We start from the raw sequence: 25,705 nt of genomic DNA, 5'->3' as shown, positions 1-25,705 counted from the left end.
GGTGGCAGCGATAGCGGCATACGTGTGCCCTGGACACCGTGGGGCGGCACCCTGTCGATCGCGGCTGCCCGAAAGACCGCGTGTGATTCCGACGTCACCCCGGTCGTCGTCGACGACGCGGGGGTGCCGTTGTGGATGGGCCGTACCACCCGCCTCGTCACCCAGTCACAACGCAGAGCACTGCGGGTGCGGGACCGCGGCTGCGCCTTCCCCGGCTGCGGGGCACCCACCGGGTGGACCGAAGCACACCACATCGTCCCGTGGATCGACGGCGGACCCACCGACCTCGACAACCTCGTGCTGCTCTGCACGCATCATCACCGGTTCGTGCACCACAGCGGCTGGACCGTCGACATCCCCGACGACGACCACATGCCGTGGTTCACGCCACCCCCCACACCACACGGGCCGAGCGAACCACTCCCGGCACACCGCAATTCGATACCGCTGCTGGCATGATGCGGTTCGCCGAAGAGTGCGGCTCGGCGTCAGCGCACCTCCGAGACCAGCGGATAGCGCCCCGCGGCGTCGTCGAGCCACGCCACATCCTTGCCGCGGAGGAACCGGTCGAACATGCCGGCGGTGAGGTCGTGTGTGGTGTCCGCGACCTCCTGGCGCGGCGCGCTGCCCAGCCCGAACCCTCCCGGCACGTCCTGACCAGGTGGGTCGGGGACGAACTGTGGCACGAGCGTCTCGGCGTCGGTGAAACTCATGTGCCGGGTGTCAGCCAGTGCGTAGACGCGGCTCCACGCACGCGGCGTCGACAGGTAGCTGTCGAGATAGCGCTCGCGGCCCTCGGGGCTCGCGGCATGCACGTCGGTCACCACATTGAGCAGCGGACGATCATTGCCCTGTGTCGCGACCGGTGCCGCCTCGCTGCCGTAGAACAGCGCACCGTCCAGGTTGACCGCGGCGCCTACGCGCGCGTCGGTCCGCGCGAACTCCGCAGCACTCGCACCGCCGAGGGAGTGCCCGAACACGCCGAGCCGGCTCGGATCGGCGGCCGCTGCCACGCCCGCGGGCAGTGGAGCCGTGCCGGCCCGTAGCGCGTCGGCCACGAAGCCCAGGTCGGCGACGCGCGTGTCGATCGCGCGCTGGAGCGTCGCGTCCGAGTACGGATCCGGCAGTTGCATCGGCACGACGCGGCCGTCGGCGAACCTGGTCGCCACCGCATCGCCCGTGTGGTCGACCGACAGTACGACGTACCCGCGGGAGGCGAGGTCGCGCGTGAGCGTGCGGTACGCGTCGCGCGGCACCATGAAACCCGGCGAGAACAGCACGACCGGCAGCGACCGCTCGGTCGTGGCGTTCGTGGGAGAGTCCACCGTGAGCGCGAGGGCGCGTTCCGGCGCGCCGGTCCAGGGATCGGACCGCGCGGTGTCGACGAGGTCGACGTCGGTGGATGCGACATCGGCGGGCGCGACCCCCGCAGCGGTGGCGACGGGAGCGTCGGGCACGGCGGGTTGTGCGGCGGCGACCGGCGCGAAGGCGCCGCCGACGGACAGTACCGCCGCAAGGGCGGTCGCGAACAGGCGGGGCTTCATGGTCGGACTCGGGTTCACGTTCGCGCACACTAGCAACACACGGGCCCGAACGGGGCTGCGTCGTGAGACCACCGGCCGGCACGGCACCGGTCCCGACAGCACCGGTCCCGACAGCACTGTGCCTACTGCGCGAGCCCGGAGATCCACGCAGTAGGCACAGAGGGTGCGGTGGCGGCTACGCCATCTTGCGCTCGACGGCGGCGACGAGTTCGGCGCGCAGGTCGCGGGCCGCGACGATGCGGTGCACGGAGCCGACGCGCTGCGCACGCTCGATGTCGTGGATCGCCTCGAATTCGGCCGCGACCTCGCCGAGCTTGTCCGAGCGCACCGCGGTGCGCTCGGAGTCGAGCTCGACGCGCAGGCGGGCCTGCTCGGCCTCGTCGGTGGCCGCCGCGAGCTGCTCTTCGAGCGATGCGACGCGCGGATCGGCGCTCGTGCGACGGTCGACGTCGCGCGTGAACACGACGGCCGCAGCGGGCGCGCCGCCGAGCACCGACGCGTACGAGCCCTCGACCGCGAGCACCTCCATGTTCTCGTTGAGCGCGTTGGAGAACACGACGAATGCACCGCCGTGGTACCGCGAGACGACGCAGAACACGATCGGCCCGTCGAAATTGACTATCGCACGGCCGATCTCGGCGCCGTACTCGAGCTGCCAGGTGCGCATCGACTCGGGTGAGCCGTCGAAGCCGGACAGATTGGCGAGCACCACGACGGGCCGGTTGCCGCTCGCCGCGTTGATCGCGCGGGCCGTCTTCTTCGAGGACCGCGGGAACAGCGTGCCCGACGTCCACTTGTCGGGTCCGTCGGTGGGGAACTGTCCCTTGCGGGTGATCGCGCGCGACTCGATGCCGACGACCGACACTGGGTAGCCGCCGAGGTGTGCGTCGAACACGACCGACGTGTCGGCGTCGGCCATGTCGGCCCAACGCTCGAGCACCGCGTGGTCCTGATCGACGACGGCGCGCATGACCGTGCGGATGTCGAAGGGACGCTTGCGTTCCGGATTGGCGGTGGCTGAGAAGATGTCGCCGACCGTCGTGAAGTCGCTCTCCGGATGCACGTGCGGGTAGGCGCACACGTCGCGCGTGACCGGGTCGGTGGTCTGTGCGCGGCGCGGCGTGCGCTCGCCCGGCACGACGTAGGTGTGTGCGTAGTGTCCGAACAGCGTCTCGATCGCCGCGGTGAGGTTGGGCGCCCAGTACTGGGCCTGCCCGTTCGCGCCCATCACGCGGTCGTAGCCGCCGATACCGAAGTTGTCCTCGGCGGACACGCCGCCCGCGTAGTCGAGCGAATGTTTGCCGGTGAGCACCATCGCGCTGTCGGGCGTCATGATCAGCACGCCCTTGGTGTGCATGAGCATGGTCGCCTCGGCGTTCCAGTAGGGCTGGGCGCCGACGTTGATACCCGCGACGACGATGTTGATCTCGCCGCCACCCTGCGTGAACGTGATGATGCGCCGCAGCGCGCGCGAGACCCAGTCCATGTTCTCGGTGCCGCGTTCCATCGAGATCTCGGCGCCCGACGACAGTGCGAACCACTCGACCGGGACGCCCATCGTCTCGGCGAGATCGATGGCCGCGACGACCCGGGACGCCTCGGGCTCCGCGATCGAACCGAGCGCCTTGGTGGGATCGCCGAACAGCGCGACGCGGGTCATGCCCTCCGGGTACAGCGGTGTGGGCGTCGTGACCACACCCGTGATGATCCCGGCGGTGTTGCCGCCGTACGGACGGTCGACGGGGACGAGCGCGCCGTGCTCGTCGAGATCGTGCTCGACGAATGTGCCGCCGGCGCCGGACAACTGGGGAAGCAGCTCGTAGGGGTACACCGATCCGCGGGCCCGGCTGCGCCGCACCTTCTGCGTGTAGGCGTCGAGCGGACGCATCGGCTCGGTGGGCGGATCGGTGATGTCGAGGACGACGCCTGCACCCGGGCGGTAGGAGAACCGCAGTGCGACGGCGCGCGCCTCGGCGGCACCTGGCTCGCGTAGACGTGCCATCAGGATGATCTGTTCGAGCCCCGCGCCGGCGGTGATGGGAGCGACGTTCTTCGCGACGATCGCCATACGCTCGGCGCTGAAGTCGATCTCGGGCCAGACGTACAGCACGATGCGGTTGGCGTCGAGTCGCTTGCCGCGCCGCTGCGCGCCTGCCCGGCGCATCGCGTCGAGCGCGGCCGCGAGCGTGCGTTCGACGGTGGGGAAGCCGACGATCTCGCCGTGGTCGTCGAACTGCGGTGTCGCGTCGCGGATCTCGGCGAGCGCGACGAGCCGCTCGTCGGCCTTGTTCTCGGCTGCGACGAGGTGGAACAGGTACGTGTCGGCAGGCGCGGGCATGCGGGTGCCGACGAAATTGGACAGCCGCCACAGGTCGAGTCGCTGGCCGGTGAGCGGGTGCATGTCGCGGATCGTCGCGTCCTCGTGCAGCGCACCACCGTCGGGTCGGTAGGTGAAGGTGTGCTCGCCCGCGGGGCCACTGACGACGACGGTGACGCGGCGGCACGTGAGGAGTGCGGCATGCCGCGACACCTGGTCGAGCAGGGCCTGCGACGCGGCGTCGGCGTCCACCGGTGCGCCGTCCCAGCGCAGATACACGTCGGCGGCGAAGTTCTCGGGTCGCGGCGTCGACCCGACGTCGGCGGCGACGCCGCGCAGGACGTCGTCGAACGACGCGTGCGGCGCGGCGACGGACACCAGGTGCACGAGTTCGCCGCGCAGCTCGAAGCGGCCGGTGACCATCGGATGCCCGTCGCGTTCGGCGAGTTTGACGTCGTCGAGCGTGCGGATGCGGTAGTTGCGGCGCGTGACGACCTCGAGCAGCGGGCCCAGATCCGCTGCCGGCGTGGCGATCTTGTCGGCCAACAGGTCGACCAGTGGTTCGGGCGTGGCGACCAGTGCCTCGATGCGGTCGTGGTAGTCGGCCGCGTGCGGATTGTCGGCGAGATAGGCGAGCGACCCGCGCACCGAGTCGTATGCCGCACGACGAGCGGCACGGATGCGTGGCTCGTCGAAGAATCGGTAGCGCAGTGTGCGTGCGACATCGCCGAGGACGGGGAACCGGGCCTGCGTCGCGACGACGACGCGGTCGAGCACGTCGCCGAACTCGGTGGCCGCCTGTGCGGGCGCCTTCGCGTCGCGCAGCCAGCGCTCGAGCAGCGCCGCGACGACCGGGATCTGGTTCTCGATACGCTGCTGTGCGAGGAACACGCGGTAGACGGCCTCTTCGAGATCGCTCGTGCGCTCGAGGTCGGCGACGTCGTAGTGCGCGAGTGCGCGGGAGAGCTTGGTGCAGAACGCGTCCGGAAGCTGTTCGCGCTCGGCGTCGAGTGAGTGCAGGAAGGTGTGGAAGTGCTCGCGCGGGCTGTGTACGCGCTCGTCGGTGTCCTCTTCGCTGGACGTGGGCCGCTGGCGCGAGAGTTCGCAGATGTCGGCGAACGTGGTGAGCATGTGCAGTTCGGCCTGCACGAGGTCGCCGTCGTCGTAGGGAAGCTGCTCGCGCAGCCACTCGTAGTTCGACAGCAGTGCGCGCGTGCGCGATTCGCCGACGTCGTAGCCGGTGATGACGGCGCGCAGCACCGTGAGCAGCGCGAGCGCCTCGGATTTGACGTCGACGCCCTGCGTGGCGGTGGCAGCGGCGGGCAGGCCGAACTCGACGCGCGCGGTGGTGGCCGCGGCGGACTCGGCGCCGTCCTCGTCGACTCGCAGGAGCGGCGCGCCCGCGTCGACCTGCGAGTTGACCACTGCGGGGATCTCGCGGACCGTGCCCGAGTGCGGAGCGCGGATCGCGGTCTCCATCTTCATCGACTCGAGCACGACGAGGATCGAGCCGGCGTCGACCTTGTCGCCCACCGCGACCGGCACGGACACGACGATCGCGGGCGCGGGTGCGCGCACGACGCCCGCCTCGTCCTGGCCGATCTGATGGCTGACACCGTCGACCTCGACGAGGTGGTGCGACGGGCCGGCGATCGACACGACGTTGAACGGCACGCCGCCGAGAGTGACGCGGCTGCGGTACTCGCCGAGGCGTTCGATGTCGACGTCGAGCGGGCCGCTGTCGCCGTCGAGGTGGTAGCTGTGCGGGCCCACCTGACCGACGGTGAGCGAGTACGCCTGGCCCTGGTAGGTGAGTTCGACGGTGCGCCCGATCGAATGGCTCGCACGCGGGCGGCCGCCGCGCGAGGTGGCGAGGAAGGCGCTGCGTTCGAAGGCCTCTTCCGCGTCGTAGACGTCGACGGCCGCGGCGATGAGGGCGATGTCGGCGCACCGGCTGGGGCCGGTGGCGGCGCCGATGCCCGCGCGGTCGAGCCAGCCGGTGTCGGCGCTTGCATCGATCACCTCGCGCCGGTCGAGCAGATCGAGCAGGAACGACTTGGTGGTGGTGCCGCCGTCGAGGACGACGGTGGTCTCGCGCAGCGCGGTGCGCAATCGCGCGAGCGCCTCGGACCGGTCGCGACCCCACGCGATGATCTTCGCGACCATCGAGTCGTAGTCGGGCGGGATGACGTCGCCCGATGCGATGCCGGTGTCGACGCGCAGGCCGGACCCGAGGGGGAAGTCGAGCAGTTCGACCTTGCCGGGTGCAGGCGCGAAGCCGTTCTCGGCGTCCTCGGCGTTGAGCCGCGCCTCGACGGCATGCCCGAACTCGGTGGGGCACTCGCCCTCGAGTTCGTGGCCCGCGGCGACGAGGATCTGGAGTTTGACGAGGTCGATGCCCGTGGTGATCTCGGTGATCGGGTGTTCGACCTGCAGCCGCGTGTTGACCTCCAGGAACGTGAAGATCTGCTGTTCGGGCTGGTAGAGGTACTCGACGGTGGCGGCGCCCTGGTACTGGGCGGCGCGCACGAGGTCGGCGGAGACGGTGCGCAGGTGGTCGGCCTGCTCGCGCGAGAGCAGCGGCGACGCGGATTCTTCGATGACCTTCTGGTTGCGCCGCTGGATCGAGCAGTCGCGCACGCCGGGCGCCCACACGTTGCCGTGGCCGTCGGCGATCACCTGAACCTCGACGTGGCGCGCGTCGGTGACGAGGCGTTCGATGAACACGACCGGGTCGCCGAACGAGCGTTCGGCTTCGCCCTGCGTGCGCTCGAGCGCGAGTTCGAGTTCGTCCTCGGCCCACACCTTGCGGATGCCGCGGCCACCGCCGCCGCTGCGCGCCTTGATGATGAGCGGGAAGCCGATGGCCTGCGCGTGGCGACGGGCGTCGGATCGTGTGGCGACGGGGCCGCCGCTCCACGGCGCGACGGGCACGCCGACCTTCTCGGCGAGGAGCTTGGCCTCGACCTTGTCGCCCAGCAGGCGCATCGCCTCGGGGGAGGGGCCGATGAACGTGATGCCGGCCGCGCGCACGCGCTCGGCGAACGCGGGGTCCTCGGCGACGAAGCCCCAGCCGACCCACACGGCTTCGGCGCGCGCCTCGACGAGGGCGCGCACGAGCTCGTCGTGGTCGAGATACGGGTTGGTGGCGGAGTGCCGGTGCAGGGTGACGGATTCGTCGGCCTGCCGGACGAACATCGCCCGCCGCTCGGCCTCGGTGTGCAGCGCGATGGTGGTGAGACCGAGTCGATGCTCGGCCTCCAGTTCGCGCACCGCCCTGATGAGTCGTACCGCCGCCTCGCCGCGGTTCACCACTGCTATCCGTTTGAACAAATCCGTCACCCGTCCTCGAAGGGAAGGCGCAGCGGCGTGTGCCGCGCCCGTCCTGCTGTCGCCTGCGCTGTGGCTGCCTGCCTGTGCGTGCCCGGTGCGAGCGCCGCACGACGCCCGAGTGCATCGTTGCGGCGTGTTCGCCCGGCAATGACCGCGGCCCGTGTCGACTGCGGTCCGCGTGTGCGACCTCGACGGCCCCGCGGCAGACGTGCCGCGCGGGCCACTCCGGTTAGCCAGCATGCAATATTTCACGGCAATTGTCATGTCTGCCGCGATGAATCCCACACGGAAATGGTGTAACGAATCAGTGCATTCGAAAGATGGTGACGCGCTTGACTTTTGGCGACCTCGATGCATGTGGAATTGTTACCAGTGGGTAGTTTCGGAATTACCTGTCGGTAGCTTTCCGACGAGTAATATCCATTCTCCACCCCACGGCGTTACAGCCGAGCATCCCCGAACGCGTCGATGGCCCCGGCCGCGTGAGGGGGAATACGCGGCCGGGGCCATCTGTGTCTTGCGCTGTCGAGTTTACCGCTCGTGTTTTCCGGCACCGATCGGGCGCTCGTCCAGTTCGGTCGAGACGCTCTCGGGGGCCTCGCCGTCGGTCGATCCCGCACCCCCGGCCACGGGCACACCGTTCGCCGGGTCTTCCTCGACGATGTCGAGCGTGCGGCGCAGCGGCCGGTTCGGCAGCAGGGCCACCGCGAGGAGCGCGACGACGGCACACACCGTGGCGAACAGGAAGATACGTCCGGTCGCGTCGCCGTATGCGGCGCGGATGACGCCCTGGACCGGCCCCGGCAGGGCCGCGATGTCGAGGCTGCCGCCGCCCGAGCCGCCCGCCGGGACGCCGAGCTTGCTCAGCCCCTCGGCCGACAGATCGGCCACACGGGTTGCGAGCACCGATCCGAGCACCGAGACGCCGATCGCGCCGCCGAAGGTGCGGAAGAACGCGACCGAGCTCGACGCGGCACCGATGTTCTCGAGCTTGACGGTGTTCTGCACCGCGAGCACGAGGTTCTGCATCATCGAGCCCATCCCGAGGCCGACGATCGCGATGAACACGCCGACGAGCCACAGGCTCGTCTCGTGGTCCAGCATCGACAGCAGCCCGAAGCCGATCACCAGCAGCACCGAGCCGCCGACGACGAACGGCTTCCACTTGCCGAAGCGGGTGATGAGCTGGCCCGACACGACCGAGCCGAACAGCATGCCCGCGACCATCGGGATGGTGAGCATGCCCGCCGCGGTGGGGCTGTAGGCGCGTGCGGTCTGGAAGTACTGGCCCAGGAAGGTGGTGGCGCCGAACATGCCGACACCGACCGCGATGGACGCGATGATCGCGAGACCCGTCGTGCGCTCGGTGACGATCTTCAGCGGAATGATCGGGTCCTTGGCGCGTGCCTCGACGAGGACCGTCGCGGCGAGCAGGACGATGCCCGCGCCGACGAGCATCGCCGTCTCCTTCGACATCCACGCGTAGTAGTCGGCCTTACCTGCGAACGAGACCCAGATCAGCAGCACCGAGACGCCCGCGGTGAGCAGCATGGCGCCCAGCCAGTCGATCGAGACGTTCGACTTGCGGATGGTCGGCATGTGCAGCGTGCGCTGGAGCAGGACGAGCGCGATGACCGCCAGCGGCACGCACACCAGGAAGCACCAGCGCCAGCCGAGCGGGCTGTCGACGATCACGCCGCCGAGGATCGGGCCGCCCGACATCGACACGGCCATGACGGCGCCCATGTAGCCCGAGTACCGGCCGCGTTCGCGCGGCGGGACGATGCTGCCGATGATCGCGACGACGAGTGCGGTGAGCCCGCCCATGCCGATGCCCTGGATGACGCGTGCGACGAGCAGGACCGGCACATTGTGCGCGAGCCCGGCCACGAGGGAGCCGATCACGAAGATCACGATCGACGACTGGACCAGGACCTTCTTGTTGAACAGGTCGGCCAGCTTGCCCCAGATGGGTGTCGATGCGGCGTTCGCGAGCAGTGCGGTGGTGATGACCCACGCGTATGCGGTCTGCGTGCCCTGCAGGTCGCCGATGATCGTGGGCAGCGCGGTCGCGACGATCGTGGTGCTGAGCAGCGCCGTGAACAGTGCCGCGAGCAGTCCGGCGAGCGCCTCGAGGATCTCGCGGTGGGTCATCTCGGGCGCGTCCGTGGGCGCTGGTGGAGCTTGTTGTTCGGTCATGTGGCGGGTGTTCCAATCTGGTCGAGATGAAGGTTCGCGCGGTGTGTCTGCTCGCAGAAGGTGTCCTTGAGTTGGCGGAGCGCGCGGACGGCGGAGTCGGCCTGTTCCTCGTCCCACGTGACGAGCAGGTCGCGGAGGCGTTCGATGCGCCGCGCCTTGACCTGCCGGACGTAGTCGAGCCCGCGCTCGCTGAGCACGATGCGCGACGCCCGCCCGTCGTCGGGGTCCGGTTTACGTTCGACGAAGCCGGCATCGGCCAGCTCACTGACCTGGCGGCTCAGGAACGACTGGCTCACGAACAGCTCGTGCGCGAGTGCGTTCTGCCGGCATTCGCCCTGACGGTGCAGGACCATCAGCACGGTCGTGAGCGCGTGCGGAAGTGCGTCCTGTTCGCCGGACGTGATGGCTTCGCGCAGCGCGCGGCCGAAGAGGACCACCTCGTCGATCAACGCTTCGGTGGTGCCGAGAGAGACGGACACGGATACCTCGGGTGAATGAGTGGAAAAGATGTGCTTGTGTCATGCAACTATATAGATGCTTGACGAAAGTAAACAACTGTTAAACAGTCCTGAACTGGACTTTTACATGGACGCCCAACTGAGCTCGCTACCAGCGCAAACATGGGACGAGTTGCGGTCGTCGCGTCGTCCGCGCGCGTCGCGGCACGCCCGCGTGAGCAGACTCACATCGTGGCGCACACGCTCAGCAGCAGGTCACAGGGCGGCACGGGGGATGGGCGCGCGACCGGGTGGCTGCGCCACCGGTTCGACCGGGGCGCAGTCCGGAATGAGCATCACCGTGGGGCTCTCGCCGAGCGTGAACGGCGTCGAATAGTGCCACAACTCCACCGGATCGCCCGAGGTGAGCGTGTACGCCACCGACTTGGGAGTGATCTCGACCGATATCTCGCTGCCGTGCACCAGCAGGTGGAACGCGATGCGGTCGAGCCGCGGTGGCAGGCGCGGCGAGAACGACAGCCGTCCGCTGTGGTCGCGCATCCCGCCGAATCCGTACACGCAGGCCATCCACGCGCCCGCGAGCGACGCGATGTGCAGACCGTTCTCGACGTTCGAGTGCAGGTCGTGCATGTCGGTGAGCGCGGCCTCCGCGAAGTAGTCGTAGGCGAGTTGCAGGTGACCGACCTCGGTGGCCATGACCGACTGCGCGGCGGCCGACAACGACGAATCGCGGACCGTGAGCGCCTCGTAGTACCCGAAGTTCGTGGCCTTCTGCTCCGGTGTGAACGCGTCGCCGCGCAGGACCATCGCGAGTACCAGGTCGGCCTGCTTCACGACGCGCTTGCGGTACAGATCGAAGTACGGATAGTGCAGCAGCAGCGGGTAGTTCTCGGCGGGCGTGGTCGCGAAGTCCCACTCGGCATGGTGCGTGAAGTTCTCCGCCTGCGGGTGCACGCCGAGCGCGTCGTCGTACGGGATCCGCATGTGCTCGGCGGCCGCGCGCCACTGCGCAACCTCCTCCTCGGTGACGCCCAGCGCCCGCGCCCGGCCGGTGAGTTTCACCGCGAGTGCGGCCGCGTCCTCGAGGTTCTTCTGCGCCATCAGGTTGGTGAAGACGTTGTTGTCGGCCACGGCGCTGTACTCGTCGGGGCCGGTCACGCCGTCGATGCGGAACTCGCCGAGGCTGTTGTGGTGTCCGAGGCTGATCCACAGCCGCGCGGTCTCGACGAGCAGTTCGAGCCCGCACTCGCGTGCGAACTCGTCGTCGCCCGTGACGAACAGATACCGCGCGACGGCGTTCGCGATGTCGGCGTTGACGTGGAAGGCCGCGGTGCCCGCGGGCCAGTAGCCCGAGCACTCGTCGCCGTTGATCGATCGCCACGGGAAGTCCGCGCCGTGCTGCCCGAGGGTCGCGGCACGATCGCGTGCCTGGTCGAGTGTGCTGTGCCGCCAGCGCAGGGCGTCGCGCGCCGCAATCGGCGCGGTGTACGTGAGTAGCGGCAGCACGAACACCTCGGTGTCCCAGAAGGCGTGCCCGTCGTAGCCGGGGCCGGTGAGTCCCTTGGCGGGGATCGCACGTGATTCGCCGCGCGCACCCGCCTGGATGACGTGGAACAGCGCGAAACGCACCGCTTGCTGCAGTTCCGGGTCGCCGTCGAGTTCGACGTCGGCAACGGACCAGAAGTGGTCGAGGAACTCGCGCTGCCGTTCGAGCAACTCGTTCCATCCGGTTTCCATGGCCTCGGCGAGTGCGGCGTCGACCTGCGCACGCAGCGCGGGTGTCGACCGCCGGGCCGACCACCCGTATGCAAGATACTTCGTGAGCGTGATCGCTTGCCCCGCAGGAACATCCACCGCAACGGTGAGGCGTGCAAGGTCCTCGTCCGCCTCGATGCTCGTGCGCGCCTTGCCCGGTAAGTCGATCTCGTGGTCCATCGCCGCCGCCATCCGCAGACCCGAGCGCTTCGTGTGATGGCACAGCACCGCGCGACAGTCCGACGACGCGGCGTAGTCGGCCACGAGCGGCCGGTGCAGCGCCGCGGCGACGCGCGGGTCGCCCGTGCGCGCCGGAATCGGTTCGTTGGACAGCAGATCCGACTGCAGCACGAGTTCGATGTCGCCGTCGAGTGGTTCGACCTCGTAGCGGATCGCCGCGACGGCGCGCGACGTGAACGACACCATGCGCTCGGACTTGATGCGCACCCGCCTGCCGGTCGGCGACTCCCATTCGGTGACGCGGCGCAGCGTGCCCGACCGGAAGTCGAGGACGCGTTCGTGGAACAGCGCCGTGCCGTAGCGCATGTCGAGCGGTTCGTCGTCGACGAGCAACCGGATGATGCTGCCGTCGGTGACGTTGACGACCGTCTGACCGTCCTCGGGATAGCCGTAGCCCGCCTCGGCGTACGGGAGCGCGCGCTGTTCGTAGAACCCGTTGAGGTACGTGCCGGGCAGGCTGCGCGGCTCACCTTCCTCGAAGGTACCGCGGATGCCGATGTGGCCGTTGGACAACGCGAACGTCGACTCGGTGGCGTGCAATGCGCCCAGGTCCAGGCCGCGCCAGCGCAGCGTCCACGGCGCGATCTCGTAGCCCCGGTCCTCCAGCGAACCGCCTTCGCCGTATCGGTCGTCCACCGGCCCTCCTGTCGTCCTGTGTCCGGGTGTTTCGTCCGTCGGCCTGTGCGCTGCCTGACATCATGGCGCGAAAACGGTCACGGATCGAGGAGATCGACCGGATCCGACACGACGACATCGGCGCCGTGTTCACGCAGTGCGTCGGCCTGGCCCACACGGTCGACGCCCACGACGAGGCCGAATCCGCCGGCGTGCCCGGCCGCGACGCCGGAGGTGGCGTCCTCGAACACCGCGGCCGCGCGCGGCTGCACGTGCAGCGCCTCGGCGCCCGCGAGATACGAGTCGGGGGCCGGCTTGCCCGCGAGTCCCCGCTCACGGATGACATTGCCGTCGATCACGACATGCACGTAGCGGCGCAGACCCGCACCGTCGAGCACTGCCTTGCCGTTGGCCGACGACGTGACGACGCCGATCTTGAGCCCCGCGTCGTACGCTGCCGCGAGATAGCGCTGGGCGCCCGGGTACGGGCTCACCCCCTCCTGTTCGATGACGGCGAGCAGCAGATTGTTCTTGCGGTTGCCGACGCCGTAGACGGTTTCGGTGCGCGGCGAATCGTCCGGTTCGCCTTCGGGAAGGGTGATCCCGCGCGACGCGAGGAAGCTGCGCACGCCGTCGGCGCGCGGTTTGCCGTCCACGTACGTGAAGTAGTCGTCGTCCGTGAACGGTGCGAAGCCGTCGCCCGCGCGGTCGCGTAGGAAGTCATCGAACGTGCGCTTCCAGGCCTTGCGGTGCAAGACGGCAGTCGCGGTGAGCACGCCGTCCAGATCGAACAGGCATGCCTCGATCGAGTCGGGCAGTCCAATCACGTCCCCGACGCTACCCGGAGCCTCACGACACCGGGGTCGGGTCGGCGTGGGCCGTTACCGCGTCGGTACGACTGCCCGCCCTTCAGCGACGAGGACTGCGACCGACCAGGTGACGAATGCGCGCGTCGCGCAGCGCGAGTGCGCCCCACACGACGACTCCCACGTAGATCGGGAACAACACCGTGCTCGCGATCGGGGCTTCGCTGCGCATGTTCTCCCACACCGCGCCGCCGAGATAGCCGGTCAGCAGGACCGCGCCCAGGATCGCCGTTGCGGGAACGAGGTACAGCGCGAGGCACGCCAGCATGACGATGCCGATCGTCACCATCATCGAGTCGGTCAGACCGTGTTCGGCCGCGTACTCGGTGACCGCGGCGGGACGGGTGATGTGGCTGACCCCGTCGAACAGCAGGAAAGCCGAGACGAGTGCGGTGAGGACCCAGCCCACGGTGCGCGCACTGACGCGCGCCCTCGGTCCCGATGTGCTGTGTGCGGTAGCGGTGGCCATGACGGGCTCCTCCGGTAGTCCTGTCCCCGCCCTGACGGCGAGCACCTACCAGGACGGACCCGACAAGCCGGGTGAACTCATCGCTCGTGGGCGCGGTGGCGTTCGTGCACGCGGTACAGGTCGTCCGACAGGTCGGGATGTTCGAACACGAGATGCCGGTACTTCTGCGGAAGCTGCTGCAGTTCCCGTTCGTCGGCGCACACCGCGTGGTAACGGCGGTCGCGTTCGACGGCGGGTGCACCGTCGTCGAGTTCGAGATAGGACGACACGTCGGCTGCGGCGCGCGATACCAGGGACTCGGCACGACCGCGTTTGCTCATGAGCGACGCGACGACTGTGACGACGAGGATCGCGAGGATGACGACGAGCGACGTGCCGGTGCCGATCTCGACGACCGGTACGGGTTCGCCGTCGTTCACGAACGGCAGGTTGTTCTGGTGCAGCGCCTCGAGAATCAGTTTGACACCGATGAACACGAGGATCACCGCGAGCCCGAAGTCGAGGTACACGAGCCGTTCGAGCAGGTTGCCGAGCAGGAAGTACAGCTGCCGTAGACCCATGAGCGAGAACGCGGTGGCGGTGAAGATGACGAAGACGTCCTGCGTCAGCCCGAACAGGGCGGGGATCGAGTCGAGCGCGAACAGCAGGTCGGTGCCGCCGATCGCGACCATCACCACGAGCATCGGGGTCATGACCCGGACGCCGTCACGGTGTGTGAACAGCTTGTCGCCGTCGTAGGTGTCGCTGGTGCGCAGGAATCGGCGCGCGAGCCGGATCACGATGTTGTCGGCCTCGTCGTCGTCGCCGCCGGGCTTGAGCATGCGCCCTGCGGTGAGCACGAGCACGAGACCGAACAGGTAGAACATCCACGAAAAGCTGTTGATGAGCGCGGCACCCGCGAATATGAACGCCGACCGGGCCACGAGCGCGAACACGATGCCGAACAACAGCACCTTCTGCTGGTCGGGCCTTGGCACCTTGAAGCTCGTCATGATGACGAGGAACACGAACAGATTGTCGACCGACAGCGCCTTCTCGGTGATCCAGGCCGCGTAGTACTCGGAACCCGCTGCGGTGCCGCCGAACACGAGCACGGCGACGCCGAACAGCAGCGCGAAGCCGATGTAGATGCCCGACCACGTCGCGGCCTCGCGCAGCGATGGCACGTGCGCGGAGCGGACGTGGAACACGTAGTCGAAGGTCAGCAGGCCGGCGATCACGACGAGCGTGACGATCCACGCGAGTGGTGTCACATGCATCGCGCGTTCCCCGTCCTCGTCTGCGTCCCTGCTGCTTCCGGCACCTCGTCAGCGTACGAGCCGGGACTGTCTCGCGGGCGTTTTCGTCTTCGGTCACGACACGGCGATCGGCGTGCAACGCTGAAGCGGTGTCGAAGCGACTGGTGGCTGTGCTCGTGGCGGCCGTGGTGGCGACAGCGGGGTGCGGCGCCGACTCCGGTGAGAACACGCCCAGGACAGTCGCGCGTGCCGGTGTCGACGGCACGATGCTGATCTTGGACGGGAATCCGTGGTGGCCGACGGGGCTCAACGCGTACCAGCTCGCGAGTGACTGGTCGGTCAACGCGGGTTGCGGTGCCGAGGTCGACCTCGACGCGTACTTCGACGGTCTTCCTCCCGGTGCGCTCACCCGATTCGACGCGTTCCGGATGCTCGCGACGAACACGCGTACCGGGGCTCTCGATTTCGGTCCGCTCGACGCGGTGTTCGCCGCGGCCGAGCGGCACCGGCAGATGGTGGTGCCGGTGCTCGCGGGGTTCGACGGTGCCTGCGAGAACGAGGTCTTCAAGACCCGGGACTGGTACGTCGACGGCTGGCAGCGCGGCGGAGACGAGGGCGGGATCAGCTACGAGGAGTGGGTCGGGCTTGCGGTGAACAGGTGGAAGACGTCCGCGTCGTTGGCGATGTGGGATCTGATCGGGGAGCCCGAACCGCTTGCTGCCGATCGCTCGTGTCCTGACGACGCCGCGTCCGTGCTGCGCACCTTCGTCGATCGGATCGGCGCTCGGGTGCGTTCGATCGACAGCACGCACCCGGTGACGGTGGGGCTCGTCGGTGGTGGCCAGTGCGGCACCGCGGGCGACGAGTACGGCAGGCTCGCCGGGTCCGCCCACATCGACGTCCTGCAATATCACGACTACGGGGCCGACGGGATTCCGTTGCCGGGCTCGGGGACGGACGGGCTCGCTGCCCGGATCGCGCAGGCACGCGCTGCGGGAAAGCCGCTCCTGGTCGCGGAGATCGGACAGTACGCGGGGAACGAGGGCGGGTGTGCGACACCCGCGACGCGCGCCGTGGACGTGGGACGCAAGATCGACGGCCAACGTGCGGCGGGCACGGCGGGAGCGTTGCTGTGGGCGTACGTGCCGGACCCGAGATCGGGCGAATGCACCTACGACATCGGGGACGGCGACCCCGTGCGGCACGTGCTCGACTCGCGTGCGACCGTCGGCTGAGCCGCGGCCTCGCGTGGGATCGTCGGCCGATTCACCCTCCCGGCACGAGGATGTGCAGTGCGCGCGGCACCGCTTCGACGCGTACCGGCAACGGGCCCACGTAGTCGCCGTCGGCGTAGGCGCTGATACCGGGTGACTCGACCGTGACGGTGCGTGCGCGATAGGTCGTGACCGCGTCGAGGTCGACATGGGTGCCGCGGAAGACGGTGGGGAACAGGCGCACGAGTCTGGTGCGTGTACTCGCCCCGACGACCGTGACGTCGAGCAGTCCGTCGGCGTGGTCGGCGTGCGGCGTGATGCGCATGCCACCGCCGTAGCTGCGGGTGTTGCCGACCGCCACGAGGGTGAGGTCGGTGCGGATCTCCCTGTCGTCGAGCACGAGCCGGAACGGCAACGGCCGCAGGTTCCACAGTTCGGCGAGGATCGCGAGGTTGTAGCGCATGCGCCCGTGCGGCCACGTCATACGGTTGGTGCGGTCGCTCACGAGCGAGTCGAAGCCGCTCGCCATGACGGTGCCGAACCACGTCGTGGCACCGTCCGCATCCTCGATGCGGCCGAGGTCGACGTGCGTCGTGTGTCCCGCGACGACGATCTCCACCGCCCGCTCGGGGTCACCCGTGGGGATCGCGTACTCGCGCGCGTGGTCGTTGCCGGTGCCCGCGGGGACGATGCCGAGCGGCACGTCGGTGCCGGCGAGCGCCTGCAGCGCGATCGAGATGACGCCGTCCCCTCCCGCGACGACGAGGGCGTCGGTGCAGCGGTCGAGCGAGCTGCGGGCCAGGCGCAGCGCGTCGGCTGCGTCGACGCCGACGACGTGCACGACCTCGATTCCGTTGCGTTGGAAATGCGCGACGGCGCGTTCGGCGGCGTGGCGCGCGTTGCCGTGCCCGGCTGCCGGGTTGGTGAGGAGAGTGATCGCGCGGATGTCGCGACGCGGGGTGGTCACGGAATCAGCTTGCCGGGGTTGAGGATGCCTGCCGGGTCGAGCGTCCGCTTGACCTGCCGGAGCACGTCGACGCCGAGGTCGCCCACCTCGTCGCGCATCCACGGCCGGTGGTCGGCCCCGACTGCGTGGTGGTGGGTGATCGTCCCGCCGGTGCGCACGATCGTCTCCGTCGTCGTCGCCTTCGCCGCGCGCCACTGGGCGATCGCGTCTCCCCGTTGGCCGGCGACGACGGTGAAGTACAGCGACGCGCCGGTCGGGTACACGTGCGAGATGTGGCACATGACGAGTGCGGGCGTGCCGGTGTCGGCGAGGGACGTGGTGAGCGCGTCGGTGACGGCGGCCTTGAGATTCGCGAGGTTCGACCACGTCGTCGCGGTCTCGAGTGTCTCGCACAGAGCACCTGCCGCGAGCAGCGAGTCGCGCAGGTAGGGGGCGCCGAACCTGCCGTCCTCCCATGCCTTCGCGGGTGCCTCGCCGAGCGACGTGCCGCCGCAGCGTTCGAGCACGGCGCGCGTTTCGGCGTGCCTGCTGTCGGCGTGTGCGGCGGTGCCCTCGAAGGTCGTGACGGCGAGGCAGCCACCGGTGATCTGCTCGCCGCCGATCTTGTCGGTGGTCGCGAGGTTGATCCCGGTCTCGGCTTCGTCGGACAACCGGATCACGGTGGGGCCGGTGCCGGTCTGGGTGACCGCACGCAGGGCCGCGGCGCCGGTCGCGAAGTCGGGGAACGACCACGCCTCGTATCGGGTCGTCTCGGGAACACGATGCACCCGCACGCGCACCTGCGTGATGACGCCGAGCGTGCCCTCGGACCCGAGCAACAGCTGCATCAGGTCGGGCCCGGCCGCCGACGCGGGCGCGCGGCCGAGGTCGAGCACACCCGCAGGGGTGACGACGCGCAGCCCTCGTACCATCGCGTCGAACCGCCCGTAGCCTGCGGAGTCCTGGCCCGACGAGCGCGTCGCGGCGAAACCGCCGATCGTCGCGAACTGGAAGCTCTGCGGGAAGTGCCCGAGCGAGAAGCCGTGCTCGCCCAGCAGCCGTTCGGCGGCGGGACCGGTGACACCGGCGCCGAGCACCGCTTCGCCCGAGACGTCGTCGAGCGACACGAGCCGGTCGAAGCGGCGCAGGTCGAGCGACACGACAGCGGCGAAGGTGTCGCGCTCGGGATCGAGGCCGCCGACGACGCTCGTGCCGCCGCCGAACGGCACGACGGCGATGCCGTGCGCCGAACAGTAGCCGAGGACCGCGGCGATCTCGTCGTCGTCGCCCGGGGTGACGACCGCGTCGGGTGCGGACTGTTCTCCGGGTTCGTTGCGGCGCAACAGGTCCGGTGTCGACTTGCCGCCCGCGCGGTAGAGCCGTTGAAGGTCGTCGGTGCTCACGTTCGCTGCGCCGACGATGTCGGCGAGCGCGGCTCGATCGGTGTCCGCAAGCGTGCTGTCACGCAACGGGACGGTGTCGCGATCGGGTGCGGGGGCAGGCTCGCCGCTGACTCCGAGGGCCGAGACGAGCAGCGCGCGGATGCCGTCACCGAGTGGTGTGGCTGCTTCGGGATCGCCCCACGCGTTCCAGGCCATCGGCGGCAACGACATGTGCCGGCTTCGGGGCTCTGCTGCCGCGGGGAGAGGGGACCGGGAGTCGTCCGGGGTCGTCATGCGTTACAGTATTACAGATGTTGTCAACTAGTAACGACCCGCGCGGTGGCGACGCGGCGGCCGTCGAGGACCGGATTCTCGACGCCGCCCACACGTGCGTCGTCGACTTCGGCGTCGACCGGGTCACACTCTCCGAGATCGCGCGGCGCGCGGGCGTCAGCCGCCCGACCGTCTACCGTCGCTGGCCCGACGCACGATCGGTCGTCGCGGCGCTGTTGACACGCACGATCGCGGGCGTCGTCGACGGTGTGCCCGCGATGGGAGACGATCGCGAAGCGCTCGTGGCCCGGGTCGTCACCGTCGCCGGCCGACTCCGCCGCGACCCGCTGATCGGCGCGGTACTGCGGTCCGGTCCCGAACTCGCGATGGTCTACATCGCCGAGCGCCTCGGCACGAGCCAGCAGATCGTGGTCGACGCGCTCGCCGCGGCCATCGAACGCGGGCAGCACACCGGCACCGTGCGTGCGGGAGACCCGGTGCAGCTCGCGGTGATGATCCTGCTCGTGACACAGTCGACCGTGCAGTCCGCGCAACTCGTCGCGCCGGTCCTCGACGACACCACTCTCGCCACCGAGCTCACGCGCCTGCTCGACGGGTACCTCCGCACCGGAGTGACGCCGTGACTGCGCAGCGCGTCGGAGATGCGCCGTGACTGCGGTGCCGGGCGATCCCGCATCCACCCGACTCGACGCCGCGCGCCGCGCGGCCGACCTCGCGGCGCTCGCCGACCGCGCAGAGCCGGTCGATCTGCTCGTCGTCGGTGGCGGCGTCACGGGCGCGGGCGTCGCGCTCGACGCGGCCTCACGGGGGCTCGACGTGGTGCTCGTCGAACGGCGTGACCTCGCATTCGGCACGAGCCGGTGGAGCTCGAAGCTCGTGCACGGCGGGCTGCGTTATCTCGCGACGGGCAATGTCGGCATCGCCCGGCGCAGCGCGATCGAACGCGGCATCCTCATGACCCGCACCGCACCGCATCTCGTGCACGCGGTGCCGCAGCTCGTGCCGCTGCTTCCCGCGTCGAACGCCTTCGCGCGCTCGCTCGTGCGCACCGGCTTCCTGGCGGGCGACGCGCTGCGAGCCCTCGCGGGCACGCCGTCGTCGGTGCTGCCGCGTTCGCGGCGGATCGGTGCCGAGGCGGCAGCCGAGTTGTCGCCCACCGTGCGACGCGACGGGCTGGACGGCGGCCTGCTCGCGTACGACGGGCAGCTCGTGGACGACGCGCGCCTGGTCGTCGCGATCGCGCGCACCGCCGCGCAGCACGGGGCGCGCGTGCTCACCCGTGTCGGCGCGTCGCAGGTGTCGGGCGACGGCGCGCTGCTCACCGACGAGACGACCGGCGAGACGCTCGCGCTCCGGGCGCGCGCCGTGGTCAACGCGACGGGTGTGTGGGCCGGTGAGGTGGACGAGTCGATCCGGTTGCGGCCAAGCCGCGGAACCCATCTCGTGTTCGACGCGGCGGCCTTCGGCGATCCGGTTGCCGCGCTGACGGTCCCGATTCCGGGCGAGACGAATCGCTTCGTGTTCGCGATGCCGGAACAGCTGGGCCGGGTGTATCTCGGTCTCACCGACGAAGAGGCTCCCGGCCCGATACCGGACGAGCCGGTGCCCACCGACGGCGAGATCGACTTCCTGCTCGACACGGTCAACACCGCGCTCGCGACGCCGCTGACACACGCCGACGTGCGCGGCGCCTACGCGGGGCTGCGGCCACTGCTCGACACCGGCGGCGGCCGCACCGCCGACGTGTCGCGCGAGCACGCGGTGCTCGAGTCGCCGTCGGGTGTGCTGAGCGTCGTCGGCGGGAAACTCACCGAGTACCGGTACATGGCCGAGGACGCCGTGGACCGGGCCGTCGCGGCGCGTGCACTCGCCGCGGGCCCGTGCCGCACTCGCTCGCTCCCGCTCGTCGGGGCCCCGGGCAATCCGGCCCGGTGGGAGGCACCGCGTACCGCCCACGCGCTGCCGGTGTCGCTCGTCGAGCGGTACGGCGACGAAGCACCCACGGTTGTGGCGAGCGCGACGTGTGCACGCCCGCTCGACCCCGTGGCCGACGGGATCGACGTCACGCGAGCAGAATTCGAGTTCGCGGTGACGCACGAGGGCGCGCTCGACGCGTCCGACGTGCTCGACCGCCGCACGCGCATCGGTCTGGTCGAGGCCGACCGGGCGCGTGCCGAGTCGGCTGCGCGCGAGTTCGTGTCCTGACGCCGCGTCGAGCGGTCAGCCGAGGACCCGGTAGAGCCGCCAGACCGGTTGGTCCGCACCCGTGTTCGGAATCTCCAGCTCGAGGGTCGCGATGTCGGCGCCGGTGTCGTAGAGCGTCGGGTACCGGCGGTTGGTGGCGTCGGAGGTGCCGCGGCCGACGTCGGGGACCGACAGGATGTACCGGACACCGTGCCCGGCCGGGTCGTTGAGGATCTCGGTGAAATCGAAGTCCGACGGCACGACGAAGGTCTCGGGCCGCTCGGTCGCCGTGTAGACCGCGAAGCCGTACACCGTGTCCATCACCACCGAGCCGTCCGGGAGCCCGAGGCTGTCGAGATAGCGTGCGAGCTCACGCTCGGTGCGGAAGGACTGCAGGATCGCGTCTTGGTCCGCGCGTTTCGCGCTCCCGGGGTCGGCTCCGGGACGCACGAGAGCCTCGAGCGCGTACTCCTGTGGCGCGAGCGTCGCCGACGTCATGAACGCCGCGGTGACCACCGGCGTCGCGACCACCAGGACTGCCGCGAGGGCGCTCAGCGGCCGCCGGTCCCCGCCGTCGGTGTGGCGAGGGGTGCTGTTGGGCCCCTCCCGGCGGGCGGTGAGCACCCCGCGAGCAGGAACGAGCTGATACGTGAGCACGAGCATGAGCGGGAGCGCGGCGATGTAGAAGCGGAGGAACGGGAAGGTCGAGCCGAGTGCGTACGTCAGCGTCGCGAACGCGAGTACGGAACCGAACGCCACGAGCGCGACGAGCGGTTCCGGATCGCGACGGCGCCACGCGAGGGCCGCCACGAGGGGGATCAGGACGGGCAGTGCAGGCCCCGTGACCGCCGTTTCGGCGAGCGAGAACGCGAGGGCACCGAGCACGTTCGCCGCGCCGCCGCCGCTCTGTTCGAGGATGGCACTGTTGCCGTAACTCGAACTGACCTGTTGCAGGGCCTCGCCGGTGATCAACCAACTCGTGAAACTCCAGACGAAGAAGGCGACGAAGACGGGAAGGGCGACGAGGACCGCGTCGATGAAAGCCTGCCGAAGACGGCTCACTCTCGTGGGCTGGCGCGAGCGTAGGAACGTCACGGCGAACACGAGGACGGTCACGCTCCCGGCGGCCGCGAGCGCGTCGTAGCGCGCAAGATAGCCGATCGCGAGCGCGATGCCGGCCAGGACGAGATCGTGCACATCGTCGGTGGCGGTCCACCGGATCAGGCGTCGCGCCGACCAGCACAGCAGAAACACGAACGGCGCTTCGCTCATGCCGTTCGCTCCGTAGAACAGCACCAGCGGATTGAGTGCGAAGACCGCGGTGACCAGCCACAGCAGCCACGTCGGGACACCGCGGTCGCGGCCGATCTTGTAGATCTGCACCACCGCCCCCGCCATGAAGGGTGCGGAAACGGCGAGGGCCGTCACGGCGTACGCGCTCACCTCCGTCCACCAATGGCTCAGCAGGATGGTGGGCAGCTGTGCCAAGGCCGTGAGCGGGGTGAAGATGAATCCGATCGCCGCGAGATGCGGGTCGTTGCTGAAGAAGACGGTGCGTGCAGCCGCGACGCGCGACAGGGAGTCGCCGAGGAAGAACTGCGCGTCGAAGGCCAGATAGAGCCCCACCGCGGCGTACAGCGCCGTCGCGGACCAGAACAATGCGCGCGTCGTCTTCACGGCGAGGTCCCCGGCGGTGGCTCGGCCTTCTCGGCGACCGATGCGCGTGGGCCGGTGCCGGGCAGGCCGTGGAAGGTCTTCTCCCAGTAGGACGGATTGCGGAGCAGCTGGTACGTCCCCTTGATCGCCGCGATCGACATCAGCACCCAGTAGAGCGGCGAGGTCAGCGCGGCGACGAGCAGCGCCGAGTTGCCCGTCTCGCGGCAGGCCACGACGTTCATGTACAGGACCGCGGAGTTGCCCACGACGAGCGAGACGAGTGCCGGAAAGTAGACGTACCAGGGAAACTCGGCCTGCACGACCGACGGCTGGCCGAGGAACCACGAGACGCTGATCAGCCAGAAGACCATGTTCAGGCAGGCAATGATCGGGGTGCCCGCCATGAGGGTGATCAGCCGGGACAGGCCCACCGGGCCGAGGCTCTTCAACAGGTGCGCCGGGCGGCGCGTGTGGACGAGGAAGGTCTGGAGGTAGCCCTTGTACCACCGCGATCTCTGGCGGATCCAGTTGATCGGATCGCTGTTGGCCTCCTCGAGGGTCACCGACGCGAGCACGGCGGTGCGGTATCCCGACTCCGCGATCCGCACCCCGAGGTCGGCGTCCTCGGTGACGTTGTACGGATCCCACGTGCCGATCTCCTCGAGGACCGTGCGGCGCAGGTGGTTCGACGTGCCGCCGAGCGGAATGGGGGAGGTGCTGTGCATCAACCCGGGAAGCACGAATCGGAACCACAGCGCATAGTCCGCGGTGAACCACGCCGTCAGCAGGTTCTGGCTTCCGTTGTGGAAGGCCAGTTCCGCCTGGACGCACGCGGTGTTCGCCGGGAGGCGGGTGAACGCGACCGCCGCGCGTCGCAACTGCAACGGCTCCGGACGGTCCTCCGCGTCGAAGATCGTGACGATCTCTCCGGTGGCGTAGTGGAAGCCGAAGTTGCACGCCTTCGGCTTCGTCCGGGGCTGCGCGGCGGGGACGAGCAGGATCTCGACGAACTCGCTGTCGAAGGCATCTCGTGCCGCGTCGATGGTCGGGGCATCGTCCGCTTCGAGCAACAGCAGCACCTGAAGCTTGTCCCTCGGATAGTCGAGTGCGGCCATGTTCTCGATCAGCTGGCCGATCACTTCCGGCTCGGCGTACGCGGGCACCAGCACGGTGTAGGACGGCAGCTCGTCGTCCGGCACCGCACGGGCGTCGTCGTCGCTGACATGGACGATCGCGCTGCCGTCGAGACCGCGGAAGAACAACAGCAGACGGTCGGCCAGGGTCCACAGATAGCCGATCGTGCACACCAGCGTGAGCACGACCAGGGTGGGCACGAGGAACAGTGCAGCGCAGACGATCACGACGCCGAGCAGGGCGAGGCCCGTCCGTTTCTGCCATGGGTAGAACGCCACGGATGCCGAGGAGATCGGGTGCCGTTCGCGCAGGCCTGCCACCGCGTCGTGCAGCGCCGCCTGCGCGAACTCGGCGTCGTCCCGGGGACCACCGCGTGCGGAGTTCACCATTGCTGCGCCTCCACGATCTCGCGTGCCACCGACTCCAACATGGTGCGGTCCTTGTACGTCGGTTGACGGTCGCTGACCGAGGACCCGCCGCGGAGCACGATCGACAACAGATTTCGTCCGATCGACGGCATCGACGGCCGCGGTTCGGGGAACGGTGCGCCGGGGTCGTGGTCGTCGACGCTCACGAGCGACACGCGCTGGCTGTGGTGGGCGTCGTTGGTCCACGCGAAACTCAAATTGCTCCACGTGACGAGCAGTTTGTCGTCGACGGCGGTGAACAGGGTCGCCGTGATGCCCCGCCCGATGTCCATGTGGACCGGGGCACTGACCCGGGCGCGCTGCACCTCGTAGGTCCCCTCGACCGGAAAGGTCAGCAGGGTGGCGGGTTCCGGTATCGTCAGGACGTCGAGTTGCACGACGCGTCTGCGCCCCTGCGTGTCCCAGCCGGGGACGACGTCGTCCGCGACGAGGCTCTGGCGGGTGAGCGTGGCCGAACGATCGATGTAGCGGGCGGGCCAACGGTAGGTGGTCAGCGTCTGTTCGGTCCAGCCTTCGGGTACCGCGAGCCCCGGGCTGTCAGGCAGCCGCGGACCCGCAGCGAGCTCGGCCGACGGACGCGGCGGCAACGGGATCGCCATCGTGATTCCCGCGGCCACCACGATGGTCAGGACGATCGAGATGTTCTGTCGGCTCGCACTGTTCGCGGGCGGAACGAGCGGGCGGTCGAGAGGAGCCTTGCTCGCGCCACGGCGATGCCAGAAGTAGAAGGAGCCACCCACCACGACCGCGGCCGACGTCGACGGCACGAGCTGCAGCACGATGATCGACGGGTACTGCGCGTAGCGGATGACGAGGGACAGCACGACGAGGCCGACGACGAGCGTCGAGACGAACGCGACCACGGCCCGCGTGCGGTCTCGGGACACGGCGATCGACGTCGCGAACGCCGCGACGATCACCATCAACAGGCCGTTGCCGAGCGGCCCGCCGCCGATCAGTACACCGAAGAAGCGGTATCCGAGCGGGTTGAGCACGGCGGCCATGAGCCACACCGGCCAGAATCGCGCGGTGGGGCGGGTACCGAACAACAGCACGCAGCAGCCGAGCACGAACACCACCACGCCGAGCACGTCGATGTGCAGTGCGGTGTAGAACCGTTCGAGCCGAGGCACGAGCAGCGCCTGCACGCCGAGCGACAGCAGCAGCAGGATCGTGCCCACGATCGTGTCGGTCTGCCGGTCGTGGATCGGCAGTTCCTCGCGGCGTCGAAGCGAAACCCCCACGCACGCGACCGCGCACAACAGCGGGAGTACGAACACGTATCCCGTCGCGACACCCTCGGCGGCATCACGCCACAGGTTCGCCCAGGTCTTCCAGAAGGCCGCTCCGGTGAGCGCCACGATGAGAACCCAGCGCCTGGCGAGGGAATCGACGATGCGCCGTGACTGGGTGTTCAGGGCCATGCCGACGCC

General features: G+C 69.4%; 17 protein-coding genes. 4 read left to right on the top strand and 13 right to left on the bottom strand.

Annotation, left to right across the window (positions count from 1 at the left end):
* The coding region (locus tag HCA44_RS11220; RefSeq protein ID WP_169648613.1) for an HNH endonuclease signature motif containing protein at positions 1-459 on the top strand (459 nt) is incomplete at its 5' end.
* Positions 460-488: 29 nt separating this feature from the next.
* Here HCA44_RS11220 and HCA44_RS11215 read toward each other — a convergent pair.
* From HCA44_RS11215 to HCA44_RS11180, 8 genes are all read right to left on the bottom strand, one after another.
* The gene (locus HCA44_RS11215; protein WP_169648612.1) at positions 489-1,562 is read right to left on the bottom strand and encodes a hypothetical protein; all 1,074 of its coding nucleotides are present in this window, start codon (positions 1,560-1,562) and stop codon (positions 489-491) included.
* Positions 1,563-1,719: 157 nt separating this feature from the next.
* Positions 1,720-7,194, bottom strand: a complete 5,475-nt coding sequence (locus HCA44_RS11210) for a biotin carboxylase N-terminal domain-containing protein (protein WP_169648658.1) — start codon at positions 7,192-7,194, stop codon at positions 1,720-1,722.
* A 531-nt stretch (positions 7,195-7,725) separates the two neighbouring features.
* Positions 7,726-9,348, bottom strand: a complete 1,623-nt coding sequence (locus HCA44_RS11205; RefSeq protein ID WP_169648657.1) for an MDR family MFS transporter — start codon at positions 9,346-9,348, stop codon at positions 7,726-7,728.
* A 41-nt stretch (positions 9,349-9,389) separates the two neighbouring features.
* Positions 9,390-9,872, bottom strand: coding sequence for a MarR family transcriptional regulator (locus tag HCA44_RS11200; protein ID WP_169648611.1), 483 nt, complete (start codon positions 9,870-9,872; stop codon positions 9,390-9,392).
* 234 nt (positions 9,873-10,106) lie between these two features.
* Complete coding sequence (locus tag HCA44_RS11195; RefSeq protein ID WP_169648656.1) at positions 10,107-12,452, bottom strand: glycoside hydrolase family 65 protein; 2,346 nt, start codon at positions 12,450-12,452, stop codon at positions 10,107-10,109.
* Between the two features lie 107 nt (positions 12,453-12,559).
* A complete protein-coding gene (locus HCA44_RS11190; RefSeq protein WP_169648655.1) occupies positions 12,560-13,285 on the bottom strand; it encodes a beta-phosphoglucomutase family hydrolase in 726 nt (241 codons plus the stop codon).
* An 85-nt stretch (positions 13,286-13,370) separates the two neighbouring features.
* Complete coding sequence (locus HCA44_RS11185; protein ID WP_169648610.1) at positions 13,371-13,796, bottom strand: DoxX family protein; 426 nt, start codon at positions 13,794-13,796, stop codon at positions 13,371-13,373.
* Positions 13,797-13,873: 77 nt separating this feature from the next.
* Entirely contained in the window at positions 13,874-15,055 is a 1,182-nt protein-coding gene (locus HCA44_RS11180) for a TerC family protein (protein ID WP_169648609.1), read from the bottom strand.
* 128 nt (positions 15,056-15,183) lie between these two features.
* Here HCA44_RS11180 and HCA44_RS11175 point away from each other — a divergent pair, with 128 nt between their 5' ends.
* Positions 15,184-16,269 (top strand): beta-mannosidase, encoded by a 1,086-nt coding sequence (locus tag HCA44_RS11175; RefSeq protein WP_169648608.1) that lies wholly within the window; start codon positions 15,184-15,186, stop codon positions 16,267-16,269.
* Between the two features lie 31 nt (positions 16,270-16,300).
* Here the strand turns inward: HCA44_RS11175 and HCA44_RS11170 are convergent, their stop codons facing one another.
* Both HCA44_RS11170 and HCA44_RS11165 read right to left on the bottom strand, forming a co-directional pair.
* A complete protein-coding gene (locus tag HCA44_RS11170; RefSeq protein ID WP_346764675.1) occupies positions 16,301-17,215 on the bottom strand; it encodes a diacylglycerol kinase in 915 nt (304 codons plus the stop codon).
* Positions 17,212-18,792, bottom strand: a complete 1,581-nt coding sequence (locus HCA44_RS11165) for an FAD-binding oxidoreductase (protein ID WP_169648653.1) — start codon at positions 18,790-18,792, stop codon at positions 17,212-17,214. Before HCA44_RS11165 ends, HCA44_RS11170 begins: the two co-directional genes overlap by 4 nt.
* A gap of 95 nt (positions 18,793-18,887) precedes the next feature.
* Here HCA44_RS11165 and HCA44_RS11160 point away from each other — a divergent pair, with 95 nt between their 5' ends.
* A complete protein-coding gene (locus HCA44_RS11160; RefSeq protein ID WP_169648607.1) occupies positions 18,888-19,493 on the top strand; it encodes a TetR/AcrR family transcriptional regulator in 606 nt (201 codons plus the stop codon).
* A 34-nt stretch (positions 19,494-19,527) separates the two neighbouring features.
* Positions 19,528-21,075, top strand: a complete 1,548-nt coding sequence (locus tag HCA44_RS11155) for a glycerol-3-phosphate dehydrogenase/oxidase (RefSeq protein WP_169648652.1) — start codon at positions 19,528-19,530, stop codon at positions 21,073-21,075.
* 15 nt (positions 21,076-21,090) lie between these two features.
* On the opposite strand, the gene HCA44_RS11150 is transcribed toward HCA44_RS11155, so the two are convergent.
* From HCA44_RS11150 to HCA44_RS11140, 3 genes are read right to left on the bottom strand one after another with little or no spacing between them, the layout of a single operon-like run.
* Positions 21,091-22,731 carry an ABC transporter gene (locus HCA44_RS11150; protein WP_346764674.1) on the bottom strand — a complete coding sequence of 547 codons (1,641 nt, stop codon included), beginning with the start codon at positions 22,729-22,731 and terminating at the stop codon, positions 21,091-21,093.
* Positions 22,728-24,233 (bottom strand): glycosyltransferase, encoded by a 1,506-nt coding sequence (locus HCA44_RS11145; protein WP_169648606.1) that lies wholly within the window; start codon positions 24,231-24,233, stop codon positions 22,728-22,730. The genes HCA44_RS11150 and HCA44_RS11145 overlap by 4 nt, the downstream gene beginning before the upstream one ends.
* Positions 24,227-25,696: an archaeosortase/exosortase family protein gene (locus HCA44_RS11140; RefSeq protein ID WP_169648605.1), complete on the bottom strand. Its 1,470-nt coding sequence runs from the start codon at positions 25,694-25,696 to the stop codon at positions 24,227-24,229. Before HCA44_RS11140 ends, HCA44_RS11145 begins: the two co-directional genes overlap by 7 nt.
* Positions 25,697-25,705: the final 9 nt, after the last annotated feature.

It is taken from the genome of Rhodococcus sp. HNM0569 (genome assembly GCF_012726205.1).
Classification (GTDB): Bacteria; Actinomycetota; Actinomycetes; order Mycobacteriales; family Mycobacteriaceae; genus Rhodococcus_F.
This window is presented reverse-complemented; position numbering and strand designations above follow the sequence as displayed.